The organism is Streptomyces sp. NPDC054783, from assembly GCF_053611725.1.
This window is the reverse complement of the sequence record NZ_JBSHAY010000016.1, coordinates 67,167-87,447: the sequence shown is the minus strand read 5'-3', so window position 1 is coordinate 87,447 and position 20,281 is coordinate 67,167. Positions and strand designations below refer to the sequence as shown.

At 74.8% G+C, this 20,281-nt stretch carries 10 protein-coding genes; 2 read left to right on the top strand and 8 right to left on the bottom strand.

Translation table 11 applies throughout. The annotated features are described in order from the left end of the window. Window positions 1-103: 103 nt before the first annotated feature. Complete coding sequence (locus ACWGJ5_RS26325) at window positions 104-868, bottom strand: acyltransferase (protein WP_453312136.1); 765 nt, start codon at window positions 866-868, stop codon at window positions 104-106. Between the two features lie 109 nt (window positions 869-977). On the opposite strand from ACWGJ5_RS26325, the gene ACWGJ5_RS26320 reads away from it, so the two are divergent. Further along, window positions 978-1,505 carry a gamma carbonic anhydrase family protein gene (locus tag ACWGJ5_RS26320; protein ID WP_453312135.1) on the top strand — a complete coding sequence of 176 codons (528 nt, stop codon included), beginning with the start codon at window positions 978-980 and terminating at the stop codon, window positions 1,503-1,505. 65 nt (window positions 1,506-1,570) lie between these two features. On the opposite strand, the gene ACWGJ5_RS26315 is transcribed toward ACWGJ5_RS26320, so the two are convergent. Then, complete coding sequence (locus ACWGJ5_RS26315; protein ID WP_453312134.1) at window positions 1,571-2,218, bottom strand: DedA family protein; 648 nt, start codon at window positions 2,216-2,218, stop codon at window positions 1,571-1,573. Window positions 2,219-2,470: 252 nt separating this feature from the next. On the opposite strand from ACWGJ5_RS26315, the gene ACWGJ5_RS26310 reads away from it, so the two are divergent. Beyond that, window positions 2,471-3,532 carry a lysylphosphatidylglycerol synthase transmembrane domain-containing protein gene (locus tag ACWGJ5_RS26310; protein ID WP_453312133.1) on the top strand — a complete coding sequence of 354 codons (1,062 nt, stop codon included), beginning with the start codon at window positions 2,471-2,473 and terminating at the stop codon, window positions 3,530-3,532. Window positions 3,533-3,539: 7 nt separating this feature from the next. On the opposite strand, the gene ACWGJ5_RS26305 is transcribed toward ACWGJ5_RS26310, so the two are convergent. From ACWGJ5_RS26305 to ACWGJ5_RS26280, 6 genes are all read right to left on the bottom strand, one after another. Continuing rightward, window positions 3,540-4,577, bottom strand: a complete 1,038-nt coding sequence (locus tag ACWGJ5_RS26305; protein ID WP_453312243.1) for a class I SAM-dependent methyltransferase — start codon at window positions 4,575-4,577, stop codon at window positions 3,540-3,542. A gap of 89 nt (window positions 4,578-4,666) precedes the next feature. Next, complete coding sequence (locus ACWGJ5_RS26300; RefSeq protein WP_453312132.1) at window positions 4,667-5,848, bottom strand: glycosyltransferase; 1,182 nt, start codon at window positions 5,846-5,848, stop codon at window positions 4,667-4,669. After that, a complete protein-coding gene (locus ACWGJ5_RS26295) occupies window positions 5,845-6,639 on the bottom strand; it encodes an alpha/beta fold hydrolase (protein WP_453312242.1) in 795 nt (264 codons plus the stop codon). Before ACWGJ5_RS26295 ends, ACWGJ5_RS26300 begins: the two co-directional genes overlap by 4 nt. A gap of 9 nt (window positions 6,640-6,648) precedes the next feature. Next, entirely contained in the window at window positions 6,649-6,969 is a 321-nt protein-coding gene (locus tag ACWGJ5_RS26290; RefSeq protein WP_453312131.1) for an acyl carrier protein, read from the bottom strand. Continuing rightward, window positions 6,966-12,632 (bottom strand): beta-ketoacyl synthase N-terminal-like domain-containing protein, encoded by a 5,667-nt coding sequence (locus ACWGJ5_RS26285; RefSeq protein ID WP_453312130.1) that lies wholly within the window; start codon window positions 12,630-12,632, stop codon window positions 6,966-6,968. Before ACWGJ5_RS26285 ends, ACWGJ5_RS26290 begins: the two co-directional genes overlap by 4 nt. 1 nt (window position 12,633) lies before the next feature. Continuing rightward, entirely contained in the window at window positions 12,634-19,944 is a 7,311-nt protein-coding gene (locus tag ACWGJ5_RS26280; RefSeq protein ID WP_453312129.1) for an SDR family oxidoreductase, read from the bottom strand. Window positions 19,945-20,281: the final 337 nt, after the last annotated feature.

The window sequence follows — 20,281 nt, the reverse complement described above, 5'->3', positions numbered from 1 at the left end:
CCGTCCAGGCCCAGCCGGCCCCCGCAGATTCCCGCACCGGCCAACCCAGCCCGCAGATTCCGGCCCAGGCCGAACCAGCCCGCAGGCTCCAGTCCCCGCCGAGTCAGCTTTCGGGTTCCAGTTGCGCGAGCCGGGCCACCACGTCCTCGTCCAGTTCCGCCAGTGCCCTCAGCTGCTCCGATGTCGTCCCTTCCGGGATGGGCACCGGGGTCGGCGTCCTGAGTGGCGGCTGCCAGCCCTGCTCGGCCGTCCAGCGCCGGACGACCCGGGCGGGCGCCCCGGCCACCACGGCGTGGTCCGGCACCGTGCCCCGGACCACCGCACCGGCCGCCACCACCACGTTCCGGCCGATGCGCGCGCCCGGCAGGATCACCGCGCCGGTGCCGATCCAGCAGCCAGGACCGATCTCCACCGGCTCCATACGCGGCCACTGCCTGCCGATGGGCTGGTGCGGGTCGTCGTAGGAGTGGTTGGTGGAGGTGACGTAGACGTACGGGCCGAAGTAGCAGTCGCTGCCGATGGTGACCGTCGTGTCCGCGATGACATGGCTGCCGCGGCCGAGGACCACGCCGTCGCCGATGCGCAGGATCGGTTCCGGACCGAGGTCAAGGTCCGGCATCAGGCCGGCGGTCAGTGTGACCTGTTCGCCGATGATGCAGTGCGAACCGAGGTGGATCCAGGGCTCGCCGAAGACCGTGCCGAGCGGGAAGGCGAGCCGGGTGGCCTCGCCGATCGCGCCGAACTTCAGGCGGCCGGGGTGATCGGCGGTGACGGAGCCCGTGCGCTGAGCCCAGGCCCAGGCCGCGTGCACCGCGCGTTGGGCGAGGCGGCGGCGCCAGGACGAGAACGTGTTCTTGGGCTTCGGCACGGGCTTACGTTACTCATCGGTTGCCTTCGGCGAGAGGGTGGGCTGCTGTGATCTTTGCCCCACCCTTTGTCGTACCGTGCGGGGTACTTACGGATGCGAGGAGACGGTGATGGCACAGCAGGCGCTGATCGTGGGCATCGGCGGCAAGGAGCCCCAGGTCGATCCCGAGGCGTTCGTGGCTCCTACGGCTTCCGTGATCGGGGACGTCACGCTGCACGCCGGGGCCAGTGTCTGGTACGGGGCCGTGGTGCGCGGGGATGTCGAGAAGATCACCGTGGGTGCGCAGGCGAATGTGCAGGACAACGTCACCCTGCACGCGGATCCCGGGTTTCCGGTGAGCGTGGGTGAGCGGGTGTCCATCGGGCACAACGCGGTGGTGCACGGGGCGACGGTCGAGGACGACTGTCTGATCGGGATGGGGGCGACCGTCCTGAATGGGGCCGTCATCGGCGCCGGGTCACTCGTGGCCGCTCAGGCTCTGGTGCCGCAGGGGACGGTGGTGCCGCCCGGGTCGCTGGTGGCGGGGGTTCCGGCCAAGGTCAGGCGGCCGTTGAGTGAGGAGGAACGGCAGGGGGTCACCCTCAACGGCACCATGTACGCGGAGTTGGCGAAGGCGCACCACGAGGTGCACGGGTAGGCGCCTTCCCGGGTGCGGGTGGCTGAGGGTTGCTCGCGCAGTTCCCCGCGTGCCTGTCGGGCGCCCTATTCTCCGGCGCTCACAGGCTCTGCCTCTCGATCCGCCTGCTCCTGGGCCTTCTTCGCCTTGCGCTTGATGACCAGCATGGTGGCCAGACCGATCACCACCGCCGCGGCCAGCCCCACGTACGAGAACTTCTTCAGCCAGCCCTCGGCGACCACGCCGACGTAGTAGACGGCGGCCGTGGTGCCGCCCGCCCAGCAGATGCCGCCGAGGACGTTGGCGATCAGGAACTTCCAGTACGGCATGTGCAGGACGCCCGCGAGCGGGCCGGCGAAGATGCGCAGCAGGGCGATGAAGCGGCCGAAGAAGACGGCCCACATGCCCCACTTCTCGAACGACCGCTCGGCGGTGGCCACATGGCCCTCGCTGAAGTGTCTCGGGAACTTGTTCCCCAGCCAGGCCAGCAGCGGGCGGCCGCCCTTGCGGCCGATCGCGTAGCCGATGGAGTCGCCGATCACGGCGCCCGCGGTCGCGCACGCGCCGAGGACGACCGGATTGATGCCCGAGTGCTGGGAGGACATCAACGCCGCCGAGACCAGAATGATCTCTCCGGGAAGTGGGATGCCCAGGCTCTCCAGACCGATCACCAGGGCCACCACTGCGTAGACGGCGGCCGCGGGCACCGTGTCGAGCCATTCCTGGACGTGCACCGCGGGATCCTCCCCTGTCGCTGTCCTTGCCGTGCGGGACGCCGCATGTAAAGCGCGCCCCAAGGGAAGGCTACCTGGTCGGCGGTGAACGGCGGCTTGCGCGCACCCGCCCGGCGGCACCGTCCCGCCCTCGCGCCTTCGGTTTTCGGACATCCCCGTGTCACGCGGGAGGGGAAGGCTCCCCGCGGTATCGCCCGACCCGCCTCCCCCAGGTCCCCGCCGCGGGACCCGCTGCGGAAGGACGACGTCCCCGTGTCCTCACTGTCTCCGTCCCCTTCGCTTCCCTCCCCGCCGTGTCCCCGGACGGCGGATCCGCTCCCCGTCGGCTCCGGCGCTCTGCCGGACCCCGCTCCCGGGGCCGCTCCCCGGCCCGCGTCCCCCCTCGCGGCCCGGCACCTGCGGCTGGCGCTGTGCCTGGCTCCCCTGCTGCTGGCCGCCGGCTGGGCCGCCGCCAACCGCCCGGTGATGTACGAGGGGGTCCGGCGGCTGGTCGCGGCCGACCCGGGGTGGCTGCTGGCCGGGGCGGGTTTCACCTGCCTGAACTGTGTGGCGGCCGCGTGCGTCCGGCAGGGCGCCCTGCCCGACCCGGTGCCCCCGGGGCTGCTGCTGGCCTCGCAGTTCGCCGCCGGTGCCGCCAACCACGCGCTGCCGGGCGGGCTCGGTGCCCATGCCGTCACCCTGCGCTTTCTGCGGGGCCGCGGGGTGCCGCCGGCCCGGGCCACCGCCTCGATCGGGCTGTACTCGCTGGCCAAGTCCGGCGCGAAGACCGTGGTGCTGCTGGTGTTCCTCGCCGCGTCCCCTGCCTGGCGGCGCCTCGGGGATCTGGTCCCGGACGGACGGCTGTTGGTCCCGGTCGCCGCCGTCGCCGGCGGGGTCGTCGCGGCGGCCGGGGTGCTGCTGACGGTCGTACGGCCGTTGCGGCGGCCGGTGACCGGGCTGCTGCGCTCCGCCCTCGCCGACGCCCGGGAGGTGCACACGCGGCCCTGCCGGGTGGTCGCGCTGTGGGGCGGGGCGGTCGCGATGCCGCTGGTGCAGGGGACCACCCTGGCCTGTGTCGGTGCCTCGCTCGGGCTGGGGCTGCCCTGGACGCACGTGGTGCTCGCCTATCTCGCGGCGGGCACGGCCGTCGGCGCGGTTCCGGCGCCGGGCGGGTTCGCGGTCGACGCGGCACTGGTGTGGACGCTGGTCACCTTCGGCTCCGCACCGGCGGTGGCCACCGCGACGGTCATCGGCTACCGGGTGCTGACCGACTGGGTGCCGCTGCTGCCCGGCACCCTGACGCTGTCCGCGCTGATCCGCGCCAAGGTGCTGTGAGTTCCGGTCACTCGCGGCGCGCAACCAGGCGGTAGGCGTTGGACAGGCCCAGGCGGTGGGACAGGGGGCGGATCGCGAACCGGTCGAGGAGCGTCGCCGTGATGAGCGCCGGCACGCCCGCGAGGAGGAGTGCGGTGCGCGTGGCGCGGCGCAGGACGCCGGGCGGCTCGGGCAGCCAGGGGGCGTCCTCGCGCGGGGCGGTGTGGTCGAGGGCCAGCCAGACCGCGGCGAGCAGGTCGACCGGATCGTGCGCCGCGGCGTGCTGCTCGGCGACCACCGTGAAGCCCCGCTCGGTCAGCCGCTGTCTCAGGCCCGCGACCGGCATGAAGTGCAGGTGCTGGGGCTGGAGCCAGGGCAGCCACCAGCGGCCGAGCAGCCGGGCGTAGCTGCTCTCCGGGTCCGGCACCTCGATGAGGAGGTGCCCGCCGGGGCGTACGGCCTCGTGGGCGGCGCGGAGTTCGCGGTCCGGGTCGGTGCTGTGCTCCAGGTAGTGGAACATGCTCACCACGTCGTAACGGGCGGCGAGATCGGGCGCGAGATCGGGGAAGGCACCGCGGTAGGCGTGGTCCACGCGGCCCTCGCGGGCGGCGAGTTCGACACCGTCGGTGAAGTCCAGCCCGTCGAAGGCGGTGCCGGGCAGGACGGTGCGGGCGGTCGCGCAGAAGTGGCCGTGGCCGGTGCCGACGTCCAGCCATGCCTTCGGGGTGCGGTCGTGCGGGAGTATCGCCTCGGCGCGGGCCCGGTACATGGCGCCACGGCCGCCGAAGGTGCCGCTCATGCGCTGTTCACCGAGGCCGTCGTAGAAGTCCCGGTAGTAGAACTCCAGGCCCTCCTCGGTCAGTCGGGGGTTCTGGAAGATGTGGCCGCAGTCGGCGCAGCGGTCGAGGGTGAAGCGGCCGGGCTTGTGCTGGAGCAGGTCGGTGGTCCGCAGGCGGGTGTCGAGCCGGTCCGAGCCGCACCAGGGGCAGTCGGGGCGGTGGGCGCCGAAGAACCGTTCCGTGCCGGTGGCCAGGTCCTTCTGGTAGGCGGGACGCAGGGCGGCGATACGGGCCGCCTTGTCGTTCTTGGCGCTCTCAGCACTCTCAGCGCTCTGCGCACTCTTCGCGCTGTTGGCCGTCTTTTCGTCGTGGTCGCTCATCGGCTCTCCGCTGCGAGTCGTTCGAGTTGGGCCGCCGCTGCCCGGGCGCCGCCCGCCGCGCGGAACGCGGTGCGGATCCGGGCGGCGGCGGCCCGGTGGGCCGGATCGGTGAGGACGGTGTCGAGGGCCGCGCCCAGCCGGTCGGCGCGGACCCGGCCGAAGCGGACCCGGACACCGGCGCCTGCGTCCACGACCTGTCCGGCCACCACGGGCTGATCGTCCCGGATGGGCGCGACGACGAGCGGGACGCCGTGCCACAGGGCCTCGCACACGGTGTTGTGTCCGGCGTGGCAGACGACGGCGTCCATCCGCTCCAGCAGGGCGAGTTGGGGCACGGAGGGAAGGATCAGGACGTCCCTGTCCCCCGGCGGCACCGCGAGGGCGCCGCCCGGGTCGGCGATCACCGCCTGCACCCTGTCGGCGCGTTCCCGCAGCGCGGTGAGGCACTCGGCGAGGAACCGGCCGCCCGTGTCGGCGTTCGCCGTGCCCAGGGTCACCAGGACCTTCGCCCGGGGCCGGTCCAGCCGTTCCCAGGGGAAACCGGGGCCGGCCGGGCGGTCGGCGAGGGAGGGGCCGACATAGTGGACGTGCGGAGCCAACGGCGCCAGCGGACCGATGAGTTCGGGTGTGCTGAAGATCATCAGGAGGTACGGCGAGAAGCGCGGGTCGGCGGTGCCGGACGGGTCGCCGACGCGGGCGCGCAGTTCGCTCAGGCGGTGTCGCAGCCAGGCCACCACCTTCGGCAGGCCGTCGTAGGCACCGGTGAACTCCGCCGAGGTCGTGGCCGAGGTGGCCCACGGCAGTCCGAGGCGTTCGGCCACCAGGGCGCCGGCGAAGGCCTGCTGGTCGGCCACCACCACGTCCGGGCGGAACGCCTCAACGGCCGCACGGACACCCGGTGCCATGGCGTCGGCGAGCGGGAGCAGATACCACTCCCACAGGAACTTCAGCGCCTCCGCGCCACGCAGGTCAGGCGGCCGTACGGCGCCCTCGGCGCCCGGTACCCGGCCGGCGCAGCCGAACACCTCCGCGTCCGGGCCCGCGAGCCGCCGCACCAGCGCCGGGTCGGCGCACACCCAGGCCACGCGGTGCCCGTGCGCGGCCAGCCGGGCGGCGACGCCGACGGCCGGGTTGACATGCCCGGTCAGCGGCGGCACCACGAAGAGGAAGGCGCTCATCCGACCCCCGCCCCGGCGCCGACCAGGTCCAGGATGTGCCCGCCCACGGCCGCCGGCGCCTCCACCAGCACCGAGTGCTCGTAGCCGGACAGCACGACCGGCCGGTAGTCCGTCAGCAGTGCGCGCATCAGCGGGACCAGGCCCGCGAGGTCCGACTCGCCGCCGTAGACGCCGAGGACCGGGCAGCGTACGGCACTGATCGCGGCCTCGGTCAGCACCCGGCTGGCGGGGATGTCCCGGCCGAGGGTGGTCTCGCGGGCGAGCCGGGCCGCGCCCTTGGCCAGCCGGGCGGTGTTGTGGCCGCGGTGGGCGATGATCCAGGCGAGGGCGTCGCGTTCGTTGTGGGCGAGTTCGGTCATGACCCGGTCGAGGATGCGGCCGAGTTTCGCCGCCCAGGCCGCGGTCGCGGGCTCGGACTCGATCAGCGTCAGGCTGGCCGTGCGCTCCGGGTGGCGGGCGGCGAAGCCGAAGGCGATCGTGCCGCCGTAGGAGTTGCCGACGAGGTGGACGGGCCCGGTGACGGCCAGCCGGTCCAGGAGGGCCTCCAGGTCGTCGATGTTGTGGTCGAGGGTGTAGCCCTGCGGCGGGCGCTCGCTGCGGCCGTGGCCGCGCAGGTCGTACATGACGACGTCGAGGCCGGCCGCGGCGAACGCGGGCGCGACGGTGAAGTAGTAGCTGGCCAGGCTGTCGGTGAGCAGCCCGTGCACCAGGACGATGGTGGCGTGCGGGACGCGGCCGTCGGCCGGCCCCGTGCGCTGGACGTGCAGCCGGATCCCGCCGGCGTCGACCATGGCCACGGCTCAGCCCGCCTGCGTGGTCTTCAGGCTCCACACGACGTACTCCACGAGCCTGCCGACGGTCAGCTCGATGATCTCGTCGAACTCCATGCCGGCCAGGAACTCGGCGAGGTTGACCCGCTGCCCGTAGCGCTCCTCCAGCAGCCCGGCCAGGGTGACGAGGTCGATGCTCTCCAGCTCCAGGTCGCGGTTGAAGGTGGTGGACATGCCGATGAGCACGTCGTCGTCGCCGTACTCCGCCAGCACCGCGCGGAGCATGCCCGTGAGGTCGGCGAGCACGGTGTCGGCGGTGGGCTGCGCCGGGGCCGGCTGGGTGGGGTTCATCGGGGGTACTCCTCGGCTGCTTCGTCGGGGTGTCCGTCGTCGGCTGCTTCGTGGGTCTGGCCGCCCTCGGGGTGTCCGTCGTCGGGGTGTCCGTCGTCGGCTCCCGGCCCGGTCGTCCAGGCCGCCACGTAGGTGCGCTGCGGCAGGTCGGCCGGGTTGGCCACCGGTGCGCAGTGCACGGTGTAGACGCGTTCCAGGCGGCCGGAGACCAGCAGCCGGCTGCCGTCCGGCGCGGCCTCCAGAACCGCGAAGTCCCGGGGGCGACCGCCGAATCCGACGCCCTCGGCCTTGGCGACGGCCTCCTTGGCGGCCCAGAACCGGGTGAACCACACGGCTTCTTCCCCGCCCTCGGCGGAGTGGGTGCGCAGCAGGCGGAGTTCGGCCGGGCCGAGCGCGGTGGCGAGCGTCGCCGGGTCGCGCTCGGTGACCTCTTCGATGTCGATGCCGGGGCCGGGCCGCGGGGTGTGCGGCCGGACGATCGCCACGGCCGCCTCGGCGCGGTGGCCGAGCGAGACGTCCAGCGGGGGCAGGACGCGGCCGTGCACGCCGGTGACGTACGGCCTTCCCAACTCATCGTTGTGCACGCGTAGTTCGGCCGGGAAGACGGGTCCCGCGCCCTGCCGCCAGAGCCACTGCCGTACGGCGTCCTTGGCCGCGATGCGGCCCAGCAGCCACTGCCTGCGTCCGCGCGGCGGGTGTTCGGCGTACTCGGCCCGCTCGGCGCCGCCGAGCGAGTTGCGCATGATCAGCTCGCGCGAGGCGAGGTCCGGCCAGCGCTCGTGCACCAGCGCCCAGCCCCCGGGCATGGCGCGGGAGAGGGTGTGGCGCTCGGGGAAGCGTTCCACGGGCCGGGTGGTGGGGTCGTTGTCGAAGCGGCGGTCCTGCCAGCCGCCGATCACGGCCCACACCCGGCCGGCGACGGTGAGCTCCGCGTCGGCCTCCAGGACGGTGTCCGTGAGGGAGGTGATCCGCAGCACGCAGCCGACCTCGGTGCCGGGCGCCGGGTGCGGTCCGTGGAACCGCAGGTGCCGCATCCGCACGGGGAAGACGACGGTCCGCTCGGTACGCGTCGCCATGATCCAGTAGCCGAGCAGCTGACCCACGTTGTCCAGCAGGGCGCCCGGGGCGGCGGGCGCGGTGATCACTCCCCGGATGTGCCGCTCGCCGATCGCGGTGACGTCGGACAGGCCCTGGAAGCCGGGGCCGTGAAACATCCAGCGGTCCCGGTAGATCCGGGCTGCGGTGTGCTCGGGGCGGCGCTCGACGGCGTCCGGGAGGGGGCTGGGCGGGGGCGGTGCGGGGTGGCATGGGGCGAGTTCGACCGTGGCGCGGGCCGTGGGGCCGAAGGCGACGGTGACGCGGTCCGGACGGCCAAGGAGCGGGGTCACGGTGACGGGTACGTCGACGGGGGGCGTGGCGGTGAGCCAGCGGTCGAAACGGGCCTCGTGCACCGCGACCGCGCGCTTGCCCGGGGCCGCCGCCTCGGCCGCGTCCATGATGTGCCTAACGATCGTGGTGGCCGGGACGACCGGCCAACGGTCCGCGATCTCGGGCCAGTTGGGGCGCTGCGGGAAGAAGCAGTGGTCCAGGAGGTGGGGCATGGTGTGGGGGGAGACGTGGAGGGTGGTGGTCGTCGGGGCAGCGACCGTGGCGGCGGTGGCGGGGGCGGTACTTGCAATTGCCGCTGCGGCTGCGCCTGCGGCGGTTCTACGGTCGCGCCGGCCGCTCGCCGTGATCAGCTCCACCGCTGTGTCGGCGGTCTCCCGCAGGAGGGCGGTGAGCTCGGCGACTGCCGGGAAGTGTGGGGCGACGCGGTCCAGTTGGCCCAGGCCGGGGCCCAGGCCGGGGCCGGGGCCGGGGGCGGGGCCGGGGCCGGGGCCGGGACCGGGGTCGGGGGCGGGGCCGGGGCCGGGGTCGGGGGCGGGGCCGGGGCCGGGGTCGGGGGCGGGGTTGTCGTCGTCCGAATGGCTCGTGGGCGAGGGGTGTACGACGGACGGGACGGGTCGCAGTTCGGCCCGGAGGGCGTCGAGTACCGGGCCGTCCAGCGAGACGAGCGCACCGCCGAGGTCGAGCCGGACGGGCCGGCGGCGCCGGTGCGCCGACGCGGTCGCTGCGGTGCGTAGTGGCTCGGGGGGTGGGATCGCTGCCGTGCGCGGCGGCAGAGCGGCCGGGGCCGGCATGGTGGGTGGCGGCTGAGCGGGCGCGGTCGTTGCGGTGCGCGGCGGCGCAGCGGACGCGGTCGGCGCGGTGGATGGCGGCGCGGCGGGTCCGGATGTCGTGGCGCGCGGCGGCAGGGCCGGTGCCACGGAGGCTCCCGCCACCCACAACGCCGTACTCACGCGGCGCAGTTGGGACATGCCGCTGCGTTCGGGCGCGTTGGCGGCGACGGCCAGGTGGTCGCGGTCGCCCAGGGTGTCGGCGATCAGGGAGGTGAGACGGCCGGGGCCCACCTGGACGAAGACGCGGTGCCCGGCGCCGTACAGGGCCTCGGTCAGCTCACGGAAGCGGACGGGTTCCAGCAGATGCCGCACGAACAGCTCGCGCACCGCCCGCTCGGCCCGAGGAAAGGGCGCGGCGGTCGTCCCGGACCACACCGGAACGGTCGGCGGGTGGAGCCGGAAGCGGTCGGCGGCCTCCTTGATGGGCGCGAGGTACGGCTCCAGCATCGGCGTGTGGAATCCGGAGCGGAAGGGCAGTACCTGGCAGATCACGCCCTGCGCGCGCAGGGACCGTACGAACTCCTCGACCGCCGCGCCGGGCCCGCAGACCATGGACTGGCGGGGCGCGTTGTCGTGCGAGAGCACGATCCCGGAGCCGGCCCAGGACTCGGCGAGCAGGGCGCGGACGTGCGCGGCGGAGGTGCCGAGGGCGGCGAAGGCGAGACCGGGCACGGTGACCGTGTCGGGGTCGAACTCGGCCATGAACGCGTCCACTTGGTCCGGCCCATAGAGCCCGCCGGCCACCATGGCCGTCCACTCGCCGACGCTGTGTCCGGCCACCGCGTCCGGTACGACACCGATGCCGCGCAGCGCCCGGTCCAGCAGGCGGCCCACACCGACGACCCCGAAGCCGTGCCGTCCGACGTCACCGACCCCGACGTCGGTGCCGGGCAGCGGATTGAGGCCGAAGTGGGCGGCGATGTCGTCGGTGCGGGGTGTGAAGTCGCCTTCCAGGCCGGGGAAGACGAACGCCGACCTGCCGCCGCCGGCGTGGCCGAGCAGCGGGCCCGGCCGGAACCACACATCGCTACGGCCGTGCCAGGCGCGCCCCTTGGTGACGGCTCGGCGGGCCAGCGCCAGCCGCCTGGCGGTCGGGGCCACGATGCCGAGGCGGACCGGGCCGGCGTCGGGGTGCGACAGGTCCGGGGCGAGTCCGGCGGCGAGGACCGCCGAGTCGTCGGCGCGCAGGAGGGCGACGAGATCCGGCACGCCGTCAGCGGCCAGCAGGAGGATCCGCTCGGGCTCGGCGACACGGGCGGGAGCGGGGGCCGAAGCGGGGGCCGACGTCGGAGCGGCCGACGTCGGGGCCGAGGCCGGGGCTGGGTCCGAGGCTGAGACAGGAGCCGGAGCTGAGGCAGGAGCCGGGGCCGGGGCGGGAACCGGGACCGAGGCGGGAACCGGGACCGAGGCGGGAGCCTCAGCCGAGCCAAGAGCCGGGACCGAGGCGGGAGCCTCAGCCGAGCCAAGAGCCGGGACCGAGGCGGGAGCCTCAGCCGAGCCAGGAGCCGGAGCCGAGGCAGGAACCGGGACTGAAGCAGGAGCCGACGCCAGGGCAGAATCCGGTGCGGGAGCCGAGGCCAGGGCCGAGGCCGGAGCCGGAACCGAGGCCGGAGCCGGAGCCAGCGCCGGCTCCGGGCCGGGCGTCCCTTCCGGCAGCGGACTGGCCGGAGCGACCTCCGACGGCGCGGAAGAGACACGCCCGGCCTTCGCGGACGCCGCAGCTGAGGGCGGGGCCACCGCCGCCGCGACATCTGCACGCGACGCCTCAGCCGACGCCACACCTGCACGTACGGCCCCCGCCGACGCCACACCTGCACGTACGGCCCCCGCCGAAGCCACGTCTGCCTGCGCAGCCTGCGCCGACGTCACACCTGCACGTACGACCCCCGCCGACGCCACATCTGCAGGTGCGGCCTCCACCGACGCCACGTCTGCACCTGCGGCCCCCGCCGAAGCCGCCCCCGCCTGCGCAGCCTGCGCTCGGATGGAGGGCCCGAACGAGGCCTCCCCCGGCACCGAACCACCCCCCGGTGCCTCCTCCAGCACCACATGGGCGTTGATCCCGCCGAAGCCGAAGGCGTTCACGGCGGCCCGGCGGACCGGTTGCCGGGCGTCCGTCTCCCAGGGGCGGGCCTGCTCCAGGGTGCGGAAGCGGGTGGCGGCGAGGGCGGGGTGGGGGTCGTCGCAATGGAGGGTGGGCAGGAGAGTGCCGTGGTGGAGGGCGAGGGCGGCCTTCACCAGACCGGCGACCCCGGCGGCCGGCATGGTGTGGCCGATCATCGACTTCACCGAGCCGAGGACGGGGCGACGGTCTCTGCCCCGTGCGGGCCCGAACACCTCGGTGAGCGTGGTGAGTTCGGCCGCGTCTCCGGCGGGGGTGGCCGTGCCGTGCGCCTCCAGCAGGCCGAGGGAGTCCGGGGCGGCGGGGTCGAGCCCGGCGGCCCGCCAGGCCTGGCGCACGGCTCTGGCCTGCCCGCCCGGGTCCGGTGCGGCCAACCCCGCGGTACGGCCGTCGCTGGCCACGCCCGTGCCCCGGATCACCGCGTACACCCGGTCGCCGGCGCGTTCGGCGTCCGCGAGCCGTTTCAATACGACGACGCCCGTGCCCTCGCCGATGAGGATGCCGTCGGCGTCGCGGTGGAAGGGGCGGATGCGCTGGCTCGGGGACAGGGCGCGCAGTTGGGCGAAGACGCTCCAGAGCGTGATGTCGTGGCAGTGGTGCACTCCCCCGGCCAGCATCAGGTCGCAGCTGCCGGTGGTGAGTGCGGTGACCGCCTGGTCAACGGCGACCAGGGAGGAGGCGCAGGCCGCGTCCACGGTGTAGGCGGGGCCGCGCAGGTCGAGCCGGTTGGCGATGCGGGAGGCGGCGAGGTTCGGGACCAGGCCGATCGCGGACTCCGGGGTGTCGGGACCGAGTCGTTCGGTGAACGCCGCGCGGATGCGGTCGAGTTGGGCCCCGGAGAGGTCGGGTAACAACTCGCCCAGGGTGCGGGTGAGTTGTCCGGCCGTGCGCACGCGCTGGTCGAGGCGGACCAGACCAGGGGTCAGATAGCCGCCACGGCCCAGGGCCACGCCGATCCGGTCCCGAGCCGGGAGCCGTTCCTCGCCGCCGGCGTCCGCGAGCGCTGCGGCGGCCACGTCGAGGGCGATCAACTGGTCGGGTTCGGTGCCGGGCACCGAGGCGGGCATGATGCCGTACCGGGTGACGTCCACCTCGGCGAGGCCGTCCACGAATCCGCCGCGCCGGCAGTAGATCCGGTCGGGGGCGGCGGGGCCGGTGTCCGAGCCGGGCCGGTAGTAGTCGGCGTCCCAGCGGTCCGCCGGGACGTCGCTGATCGCGTCGACTCCGTCACGCAGGTTGCGCCAGTAGGCGTCGAGCCCCAGGGCGCCGGGCAGCAGCACCGCCATCCCGACGACGGCGACAGGAGTTTGACGTGTCGTCATGTCACCAGCCCGACGCGGTGTAGACGACGGCGCGGACGGACGGTTCGCCCCAGGCGAGCTCCCGCAGCAGGGCCGCGGTGCCCTCGTCGGGGTCGATCAGCTCGATGCCGCGCCGGGCGTACTCACGGCCGAGTTCCGCGCCGACCATGCCGCCGTGCGTCGCGGACGGCGCCCAGGGTCCCCAGTGGACGGTCAGCGCGCGAGCGCCGGTCCGGGCGGCCCAGTCGGCGCCGAGGGTCTCCAGGGCGTCGTTGGCGGCGGCGTAGTCGCACTGGCCTCGGTTGCCGAGCACGGCGGCGATGCTGCCGAACAGCACGGTGAACGCGGGGGCGCCCGGCAGGTCGTCCAGGGCGGCGAACAGCGCTGCGGCGCCGGCCGTCTTCGTGCCGTAGACCCGCTGGAAGGACTCGGGGGTCTTGTCGGCGATCAGCCGGTCCTCGACGACCCCTGCGGCGAAGACGACCCCGTCGAGGCGGCCGTGTTCGGCGTGGGTCTCCTTGACCGCCCGCAGGACGGCGTCCCGGTCCCGGAAGTCCACCGAGCGGTAGCGTGCCTCGCTGCCGAGTGCGCGGAGTTCCGCGAGGGTCGTGGTGATCTCCCGCTGGGCGAGGATCAGGGCGGCGGCCCGATTGATCTCGGCGGGGCCGGGCGCACCCGGCCCGGCGGCGAGCGCCGCCCGCAGCTCGACGGGGGTGCGCGCGGCGGCGGTGTGCGGGTCCTCGGGCGCGTTGGGCGCGGGCGTACGGCCCAGCAGCTCGATACGGCACCGGCAGGCGCCGGCCAGCGTGGCCGCGAACCTCGCGGTGATGCCGCGGGCGCCGCCGACCAGCAGGACGACGGAGTCCCGGTCGAGGCCGAGCGCGGCCGCCTCGGCGGCACCGTCCCCGGCGGGTCCGGCGCCGGTGGCGGCAAGCGGGCCGAGAGGCGCGGGCACCAGTGCGAGGCCGTGCCTGGCACCGGCCGCCGTACGCAGGACGACGGGGACCGGTTCGGGCGCCCGCAGCTCGGCGAGCAGGGCGTCGGCGACGGCCGTGGGGGCGGTGTCCGCGACGGCGACGACCCGGGCGAGCAGGTCCGGGTACTCGCGGCCGACGCTGCGGAACAGGCCGTCCAGTCCGGCCGCCCGGAGAGCGCCCACAGGATCGGCGGCCCTCAGGGCCAGCAGTCGGCCCGGGCCCTGGGCGAGCGCCGCGCGCAGCACCGGGAAGGCGTCCGGCAGCACCGGGAGGTCGGGGCCGGGCAGTGCGCCGAGGTACACCACACCGTCGACCGGGCCGTCGGCCGCGGTGAGGAGGCGGCCCGCGTCGAGCACCACGGCTTCGGCACCGTGCTCGGCGAGCCGCGCCGCGACCTCCGCCGCCACGCCCGCACCGTCGCCGAGGAGGGCGAAACGCTGGCCGTACAGGGCGTGGCCTCCGTCTTCACCGACAGCCGGCTCCGACTCTGGCTCCGGCTCCGGCTCCGGGAGGGGCACGGGACGCAGCTCGCAGCGCCGGGGCGGGACGCCGGGGGCGGGGGTGTATGCCGCTAGGGGGTACGCCGCTCCGGCCGGTTCCTGGTCGCCGGTGCCGGACTCCTCGTGCAGCCCTCCCGCGACGCCGGACCGCGCCCCCACCCGCGCCGTCAGCCACCCCGTCACGGCCGCGGCCGTACGCGCCTTGGCCAGCTCCTCCAGTTCGGCATCCTCCAGAACCTCGGCGCCGCCCGCGATGCCCAGCCGCTTGGCGAGTTCGCCCGCTATCTCGGCCCGCTTGATCGAGTCGATGCTGAGGTCCGCCTCCAGGTCGAGGTCGGGCTCGATCATGTCGACGGGGTAGCCGGTGCGTTCGCTGATGATCTCCAGTACGACCCGCTCGATGTCGGCGACCGGCGCTTCGCCGTCGGGCTCACCCTCCGGCTCGGGCAACTCCGTTTCCACCGGCGGCAACTCAGGTGTGACCGACTGGCGAACCTGTACGGCCGGAACCGGCGCCGGCGGTGTGGCGCCGGGCGCCGCGCCGAAGTAGGTCAGCAGGACATCGCGCTGAGCCGCGATCATCTCCCGGCTGGTGCGCAGGAAGTCGGAGATGAGCGCGTCCCGGTCGGCCGGGGCGCCATACGGCTGGTCGGTGGTCACGGTCGTCTCCACGACTCGTCGGGCCGGTGCGAGGGCACCGGGCAGGAGTGCTCCGTCGGCGGTGCGGACGAGGTGTCCGTCGACCGTCCAGCCGGGCCGCTTCGGTGCCGGGCCGCACAGCGCGTCGACGGCGTCGCGCCCGCGCAGGAGCCAGGCGGTGCGCACGGGCTGTCCGGCGACGGCGAGCCGGGCGAGGGCGTCGAGCCAGCCGCGCAGGCCGCTGCCGGCGTCCGGTTCGCAGGCGACCGTGCGATGCGGGCGGTCACCGAGGATCCGTGCGACGAGCCGGGTGAGGACCGTACCGGGGCCCGCCTCGACGAAGACGCGGGCGCCCGCCTCGTACATGGCCTCGATCTGGGCGGCGAAGGCGACGGGGGCGCCGATCTGGGCGGCGAGTCCGGCGCGCACCTCGTCCGGGTCGGGCGGATAGGGCGCGGCGGTGCGGTTGGCCCAGACGGGGAACTCGGGGGCCCGGACCGTCTTGTCCGCGAGGACCTTGGCGAACCGCTCCCCTGCCGCGGCCACGAGCGGGCTGTGGAAGGCGCAGGCCACGGGGATGCGCCGCGCGCCGAGCCCGGCGTCGCGCAGCAGCCGTACGGCCGTCTCGACATCCGCCGTCGGTCCGGAAACCACCGTCTGCTCGGGTGAGTTGAGGTTGGCGACGACGACAGTGGTAGGTGCGCCGGTCGTGCGCAGGGTGCGTACGACGGTCTCGGCGCCGGCGCCGACGGCGGCCATGGTGCCCGGGTCGTCGCCCGCCGCCGCCAGGATCGCGCCGGCCCGCTCGGCGCTCAGCTGCAGCAGTGTCTCGGGGTCCAGGGCGCCGGCCGCGGCGAGGGCGACCAGCTCGCCGTAGCTGTGCCCGGCGGCCTGGTCGGGGTGGACCCCGGCCGAGGTGAGGAAGGCGTGGGCGGCGAGGCCCGTGATGCCGAGGGCGGGCTGCGCGGCCCGGGTGTCGGTGAGGGCGGCCCGCCGGCGCTCCCGCGCGGCCTCGTCGAAGGCGGCGGGCGGGTGGACGGCGTCGGCGTGCGCGCGACCGAGGTCCAGGTAGTACCGCAGCTCGGGAAGATGGACCAGGAGCTCGGCGAGCATCCCGGGACGTTGACTGCCCTGCCCGGGAAAGAGGAAGGCGACCTTGCCCGGCACCGGTCCGCCGACCCCCCTGTCCACCGACGCCGCGCCTCCGCCGTCCACCGACGCCGCGAATCTGCCCTCCGCCGACGCCGGGGCCCTGCCATCCATCGGCTCCGCGGCCTTGCCCCCCACCGAACCCGCGACGACGCTCTCCACCGAGTCCTCGACGCCGCCTGCCAGCCGGTCCGCGCCACCCCCCTCCACCGGACCCGCGAAGCCACGCTCCGCTGGACCCGCGCCACCTGCCTCCACCAGACCGGCGACGCCACGCTCCCCCGACCCAGCGCCACCCCCCTCCACCAGACCCGCGAAGCCCCCCTCCACGCGCTCCCACGCCCCGCCTCGCGCCGGATACGCGCCCGCGCCCCGTACCGCACCCGCACCCGCACCCGCACCCGCACCCGCACCCGCGGTACCGTCCTCCCCCGCCTCCCTCACCGCATCCGCCACGTGGATCCCGGCGGCCGGATCGCGGTCCCCTGCGAGGAGCCGTCGCAGTTGGCCGGTGAGTTCGTCGGTGTCGCGGGCCACGAGCGCGGCCCGTACCGGTTCGTGTGAGGTGTCGGCGCGGCGGGCCGCGGCGAGGGCGAGGTCGCGCAGGCGCCAGGGGGGACCGTCGGTCTCGGCGGCCCGGAGGAGCTCCTCGGCCTGCCGATGGGCCGCCGCCGTGTCCCGGCCCCGGAAGAGGAACAGCTCGGCGGGCCAGGCGTCCACGGACCGGCGGGGTGGTGCGGCGTCGGCGTGAGCGGCCAGCACCGCATGGAAGTTGGTGCCGCCGAAGCCGAACGCACTCACGCCGGCCAGGCGTTCGGCGGGCGGTGCCGTCCAGGGCCGGGCGCGGGTGTGGAAGACGAACGGGCTGTCGCCCTCCGCCCAGGCCGGGTTGGGCCGCTCCAGGTGCAGGGTGGGCGGGGTGACACCGGTGTGGAGGGCGAGGGCGGTCTTGATCAGGCCCGCGAGGCCGGCGGCGCACTTGGTGTGACCGATCTGCGACTTGACCGAGCCGAGCGCACAGCCGCCCGCCTGCGCGCCCGCCTCGGTGAACACCTCGCTGAGCACGGTGAGTTCGGTGCGGTCGCCGACGACCGTGCCGGTGCCGTGCGCCTCGACCAGGCCGACATCCGCGGGCGAGACACCAGCGTTGCGGTACGCCCGCTCCAGGGCCGCCCGCTGGCCTTCGGGGCGGGGTGCGGTGAGGCCGAGGGAGCGGCCGTCGCTGGCGGAGCCCAGGCCCTTGACCACGCCGTAGATCCGGTCGCCGGCGCGTTCGGCGTCGGCGAGCCGTTTGAGGACCAGGCAGGCCACGCCCTCGCCGAGGGCGATGCCGTCGGCGCAGGAGTCGAAGGCGCGGGAGCGCCCGGTCGGGGAGAGCGCGTGGACGGAGGAGAACAGGACGTAGTCGTTGATGCCGTTGTGCAGGTCGGCGCCGCCGCACAGCACGAGGTCACTGGTGCCGGAGACGAGTTCCTTGCAGGCCACGTCGAGGGCGGCGAGGGAGGAGGCGCACGCGGCGTCGACGGTGAAGTTGGCGCCGCCGAGGTCCAGCCGGTTGGCGATCCGGCCGGAGATGACGTTGGCGAGCATGCCGGGGAAGGAGTCCTCGGTCAGCCGGGGCAGTTGCTCGTCCAGCCCGTCGGGCACCGTGCCGTAGTACGACGGGAGTACGGCGCGCAGGGTGACGGCGTTGGACAGGTCGCTGCCCGCCTCGGCGCCGAAGACGACCGAGGTTCGCGTGCGGTCGAACTCCCGGCCCCGCTCGCCGTATCCGGCGTCCTCCAGCGCCCGGCGGGCCGCCTCCAGGGACAGCAGCTGGACGGGCTCGATGTTGCCGAGGGAGGTCGGCGGGATGCCGTAGCGCAGCGGGTCGAAGGGGATGCGGGGCAGGAATCCGCCCCACTTGGACGCCGTGGTGCCGGCCGTGTGGTGCACGGCGGGGTCCCAGCGTTCGGACGGCACCTCGGTGACGGCGTCGCGGCCGCCGACGATGTTGGACCAGAAGGCGGCGAGGTCGGGGGCCTGGGGGAACATGCAGGCCATGCCGACGATGGCGATGTCCAGCGGTGCGGGCGGCTCCGGCTCGGCGGCGGAAGCCTCGGCGCTCGGGCGGGCGGCCCGCCGCGTCAGGAGATCGGCGGCGCCGTCGGTGACCGAGCGGTGCAGGTCCGCCAGGGTGGTGGTCGCCGTGCGCAGCACGGCGACCTCGCCGGCCATGAACATGCCGTCCGTGAGCTGCCGTTCCTCGTCCACGGTCGCCAACGCGCCGTCGGCTCCGCGCTCGACGCCCTTGCTGGCGATGCGCAGCCGGCCGACGTTGAGCCGTTCCAGCTGCTCCCAGACCTCGCGGTCGGTCAGTCCCTGCGCGCGGAGAGCGGCCTCGCGCGCGCGGTAGTCACCGGTGAAGGGGCTCGGGACGCAGCGGGTCGCGTGGCCGGGGGCGGTCTCCAGGAGGGTGGTTGTGGTGGCGGTGAGCACCTGCCGCTGGAAGACGGGCCGGACGGCGCCGCGCGCGACGGCCTCCTCGGTGAACAGGTAGGCGGTGCCCATGAGCAGGCCGACGGCGGCTCCCCGGGCGGTGAGCGGTGCGGTCAGGGCCGCGACCATCGCCGCCGACCGCTCGTCGTGGACGCCGCCGGCGAAGAACACCTCCAGCCGCCGGGCGGTCGGATCGTCGGCCTGGTCCAGGAAGTCCTGCAGTACGGCGAGTTGGGCCTCCCAGAGGGGGAAGGAGGCCCGGGGCCCCACATGACCGCCGCACTCGGCCCCCTCGAACACGAACCGGCGCGCGCCCGCCTCCAGGAACTGCCGCAGCAGTCCCGGCGAGGGCACGTGCAGGTAGGTGCGGATCCCGGCCCGCTCCAGCGTCTCGGCCTGGGCGGGCCGTCCGCCGGCGATGATCGCGTGCGTGGGCCGCAGTTCCCGTACGGCGTCCAGCTGGGCGTTCCTGATCTCCTCGGGCGCGAAGCCGAGCACGCCGACGCCCCAGGGCCGCCCGTCCAGCACGGCCCGCGCCTCGGTGAGCATCGACCGGGTCCGCGCGCCGTCGGCGAGGGCCAGCGCCAGGAACGGCAGCGCCCCGTCCGCGGCGACGGCCGCGGCGAAGCCCGCCTGGTCGCTGACCCGGGTCATGGGCCCCTGCGCGACGGGGAGCCGGGTCCCGAGCGCCCGGCTCATGGCCGAGCCCGGTCGCAGTGCCGTGGCCGCTCCGCCGTCGGCCACGCCGTCGATCGCCTTCGCCACCTCGCGCACCGACCGCCGTACGTCCCCGAACCGTTCGGCGAACCGGGCGGCGAGGAAGCCGTCCTGGCCCACCGGCAGCAGCCTGCCGCGCAGGTCGTCCGCACCCAGCAGGGGCGCGACGGCCCCTGGGTCGTCGGCCGGCGGGCGGGGGGCGTCCGGGCCACGGCGCCGTAGTACCCGGTGGCCGCCCAGCACCACGGTCTCCGAGCCGTCCAGGGTGCGCAGCACGGACCGGACCGTCTCGGGCAGCCCCGACTCCGCGAGCAGGGCCAGCTGGCTGTCGAGGACCACCCCGGTGGCACCGCCGGCCACCGCGGCCGCCGCCGTACGCGGGCCGATGCCGCCGCAGGCCCAGACCGGGACGCGGCTCGACTCCTCGTCGGACAGCAGCTGTTGGAGCAGGACGAAGGTGCTCAGCTCGCCGACCCGGCCGCCGCTCTCGCCGCCGCGGGCGATCAGCCCCTGGGCACCTGCACGTACGGCCGCGTGCGCCTGGCGGATGTCCGTGACCTCCGCCAACACGCGGCAGGCGGAGGGGAGTTCGGACCGAGACCAGGTCGCGTCCGCGGTGAGGACCACGGTGTCGGGGGCGTCGCCGGCCTCGGCCGGGGTCAGCGCGCAGCGCCCCGTCACCCGCACCCCGAAGGGCCCCGGTGCGGATCGTCTCAGCCGGGACAGCGCCTCCCGGGATCTCCGGTCTCCGGCGCCGAGGTCGAGGATGCCGAGCGACCCGGCGGCGCAGGCCGCGGCGGTGAGACCGGCGTCGGGTTCTCCGAAGGGGGTGAGGCACAGGACGAGGTCATGGGGGCGCACAGGCGAGGTCATGATGCTCCGGCACGATCGGCGAGACAGCACGGTGGGGGGTGTGCGGCGGAACGCTCTGGTGCGAGGGCACCGGAAACTAGCCTCGGCCTACTCACGGGTCAATAACGCCGCCCCCTTTTCGCGCCCGGTGACATCGATTCGGCCAGCGGTTCCAATTCCCCGCAAGTACTGGAAAAACGCGGTAATTCCCCTCGGCGGTGCGGGCGGGGAACCACGGCGGTCCCCGCACCACACCACCACAACCCCGGCAAAGCCCCCGCCTGCGTCACCGCCCACTCACCCGGTCGCAACGCGGCGGTACATCCGCTCGAAGTCTGTAAATTCCACATGACTTCGG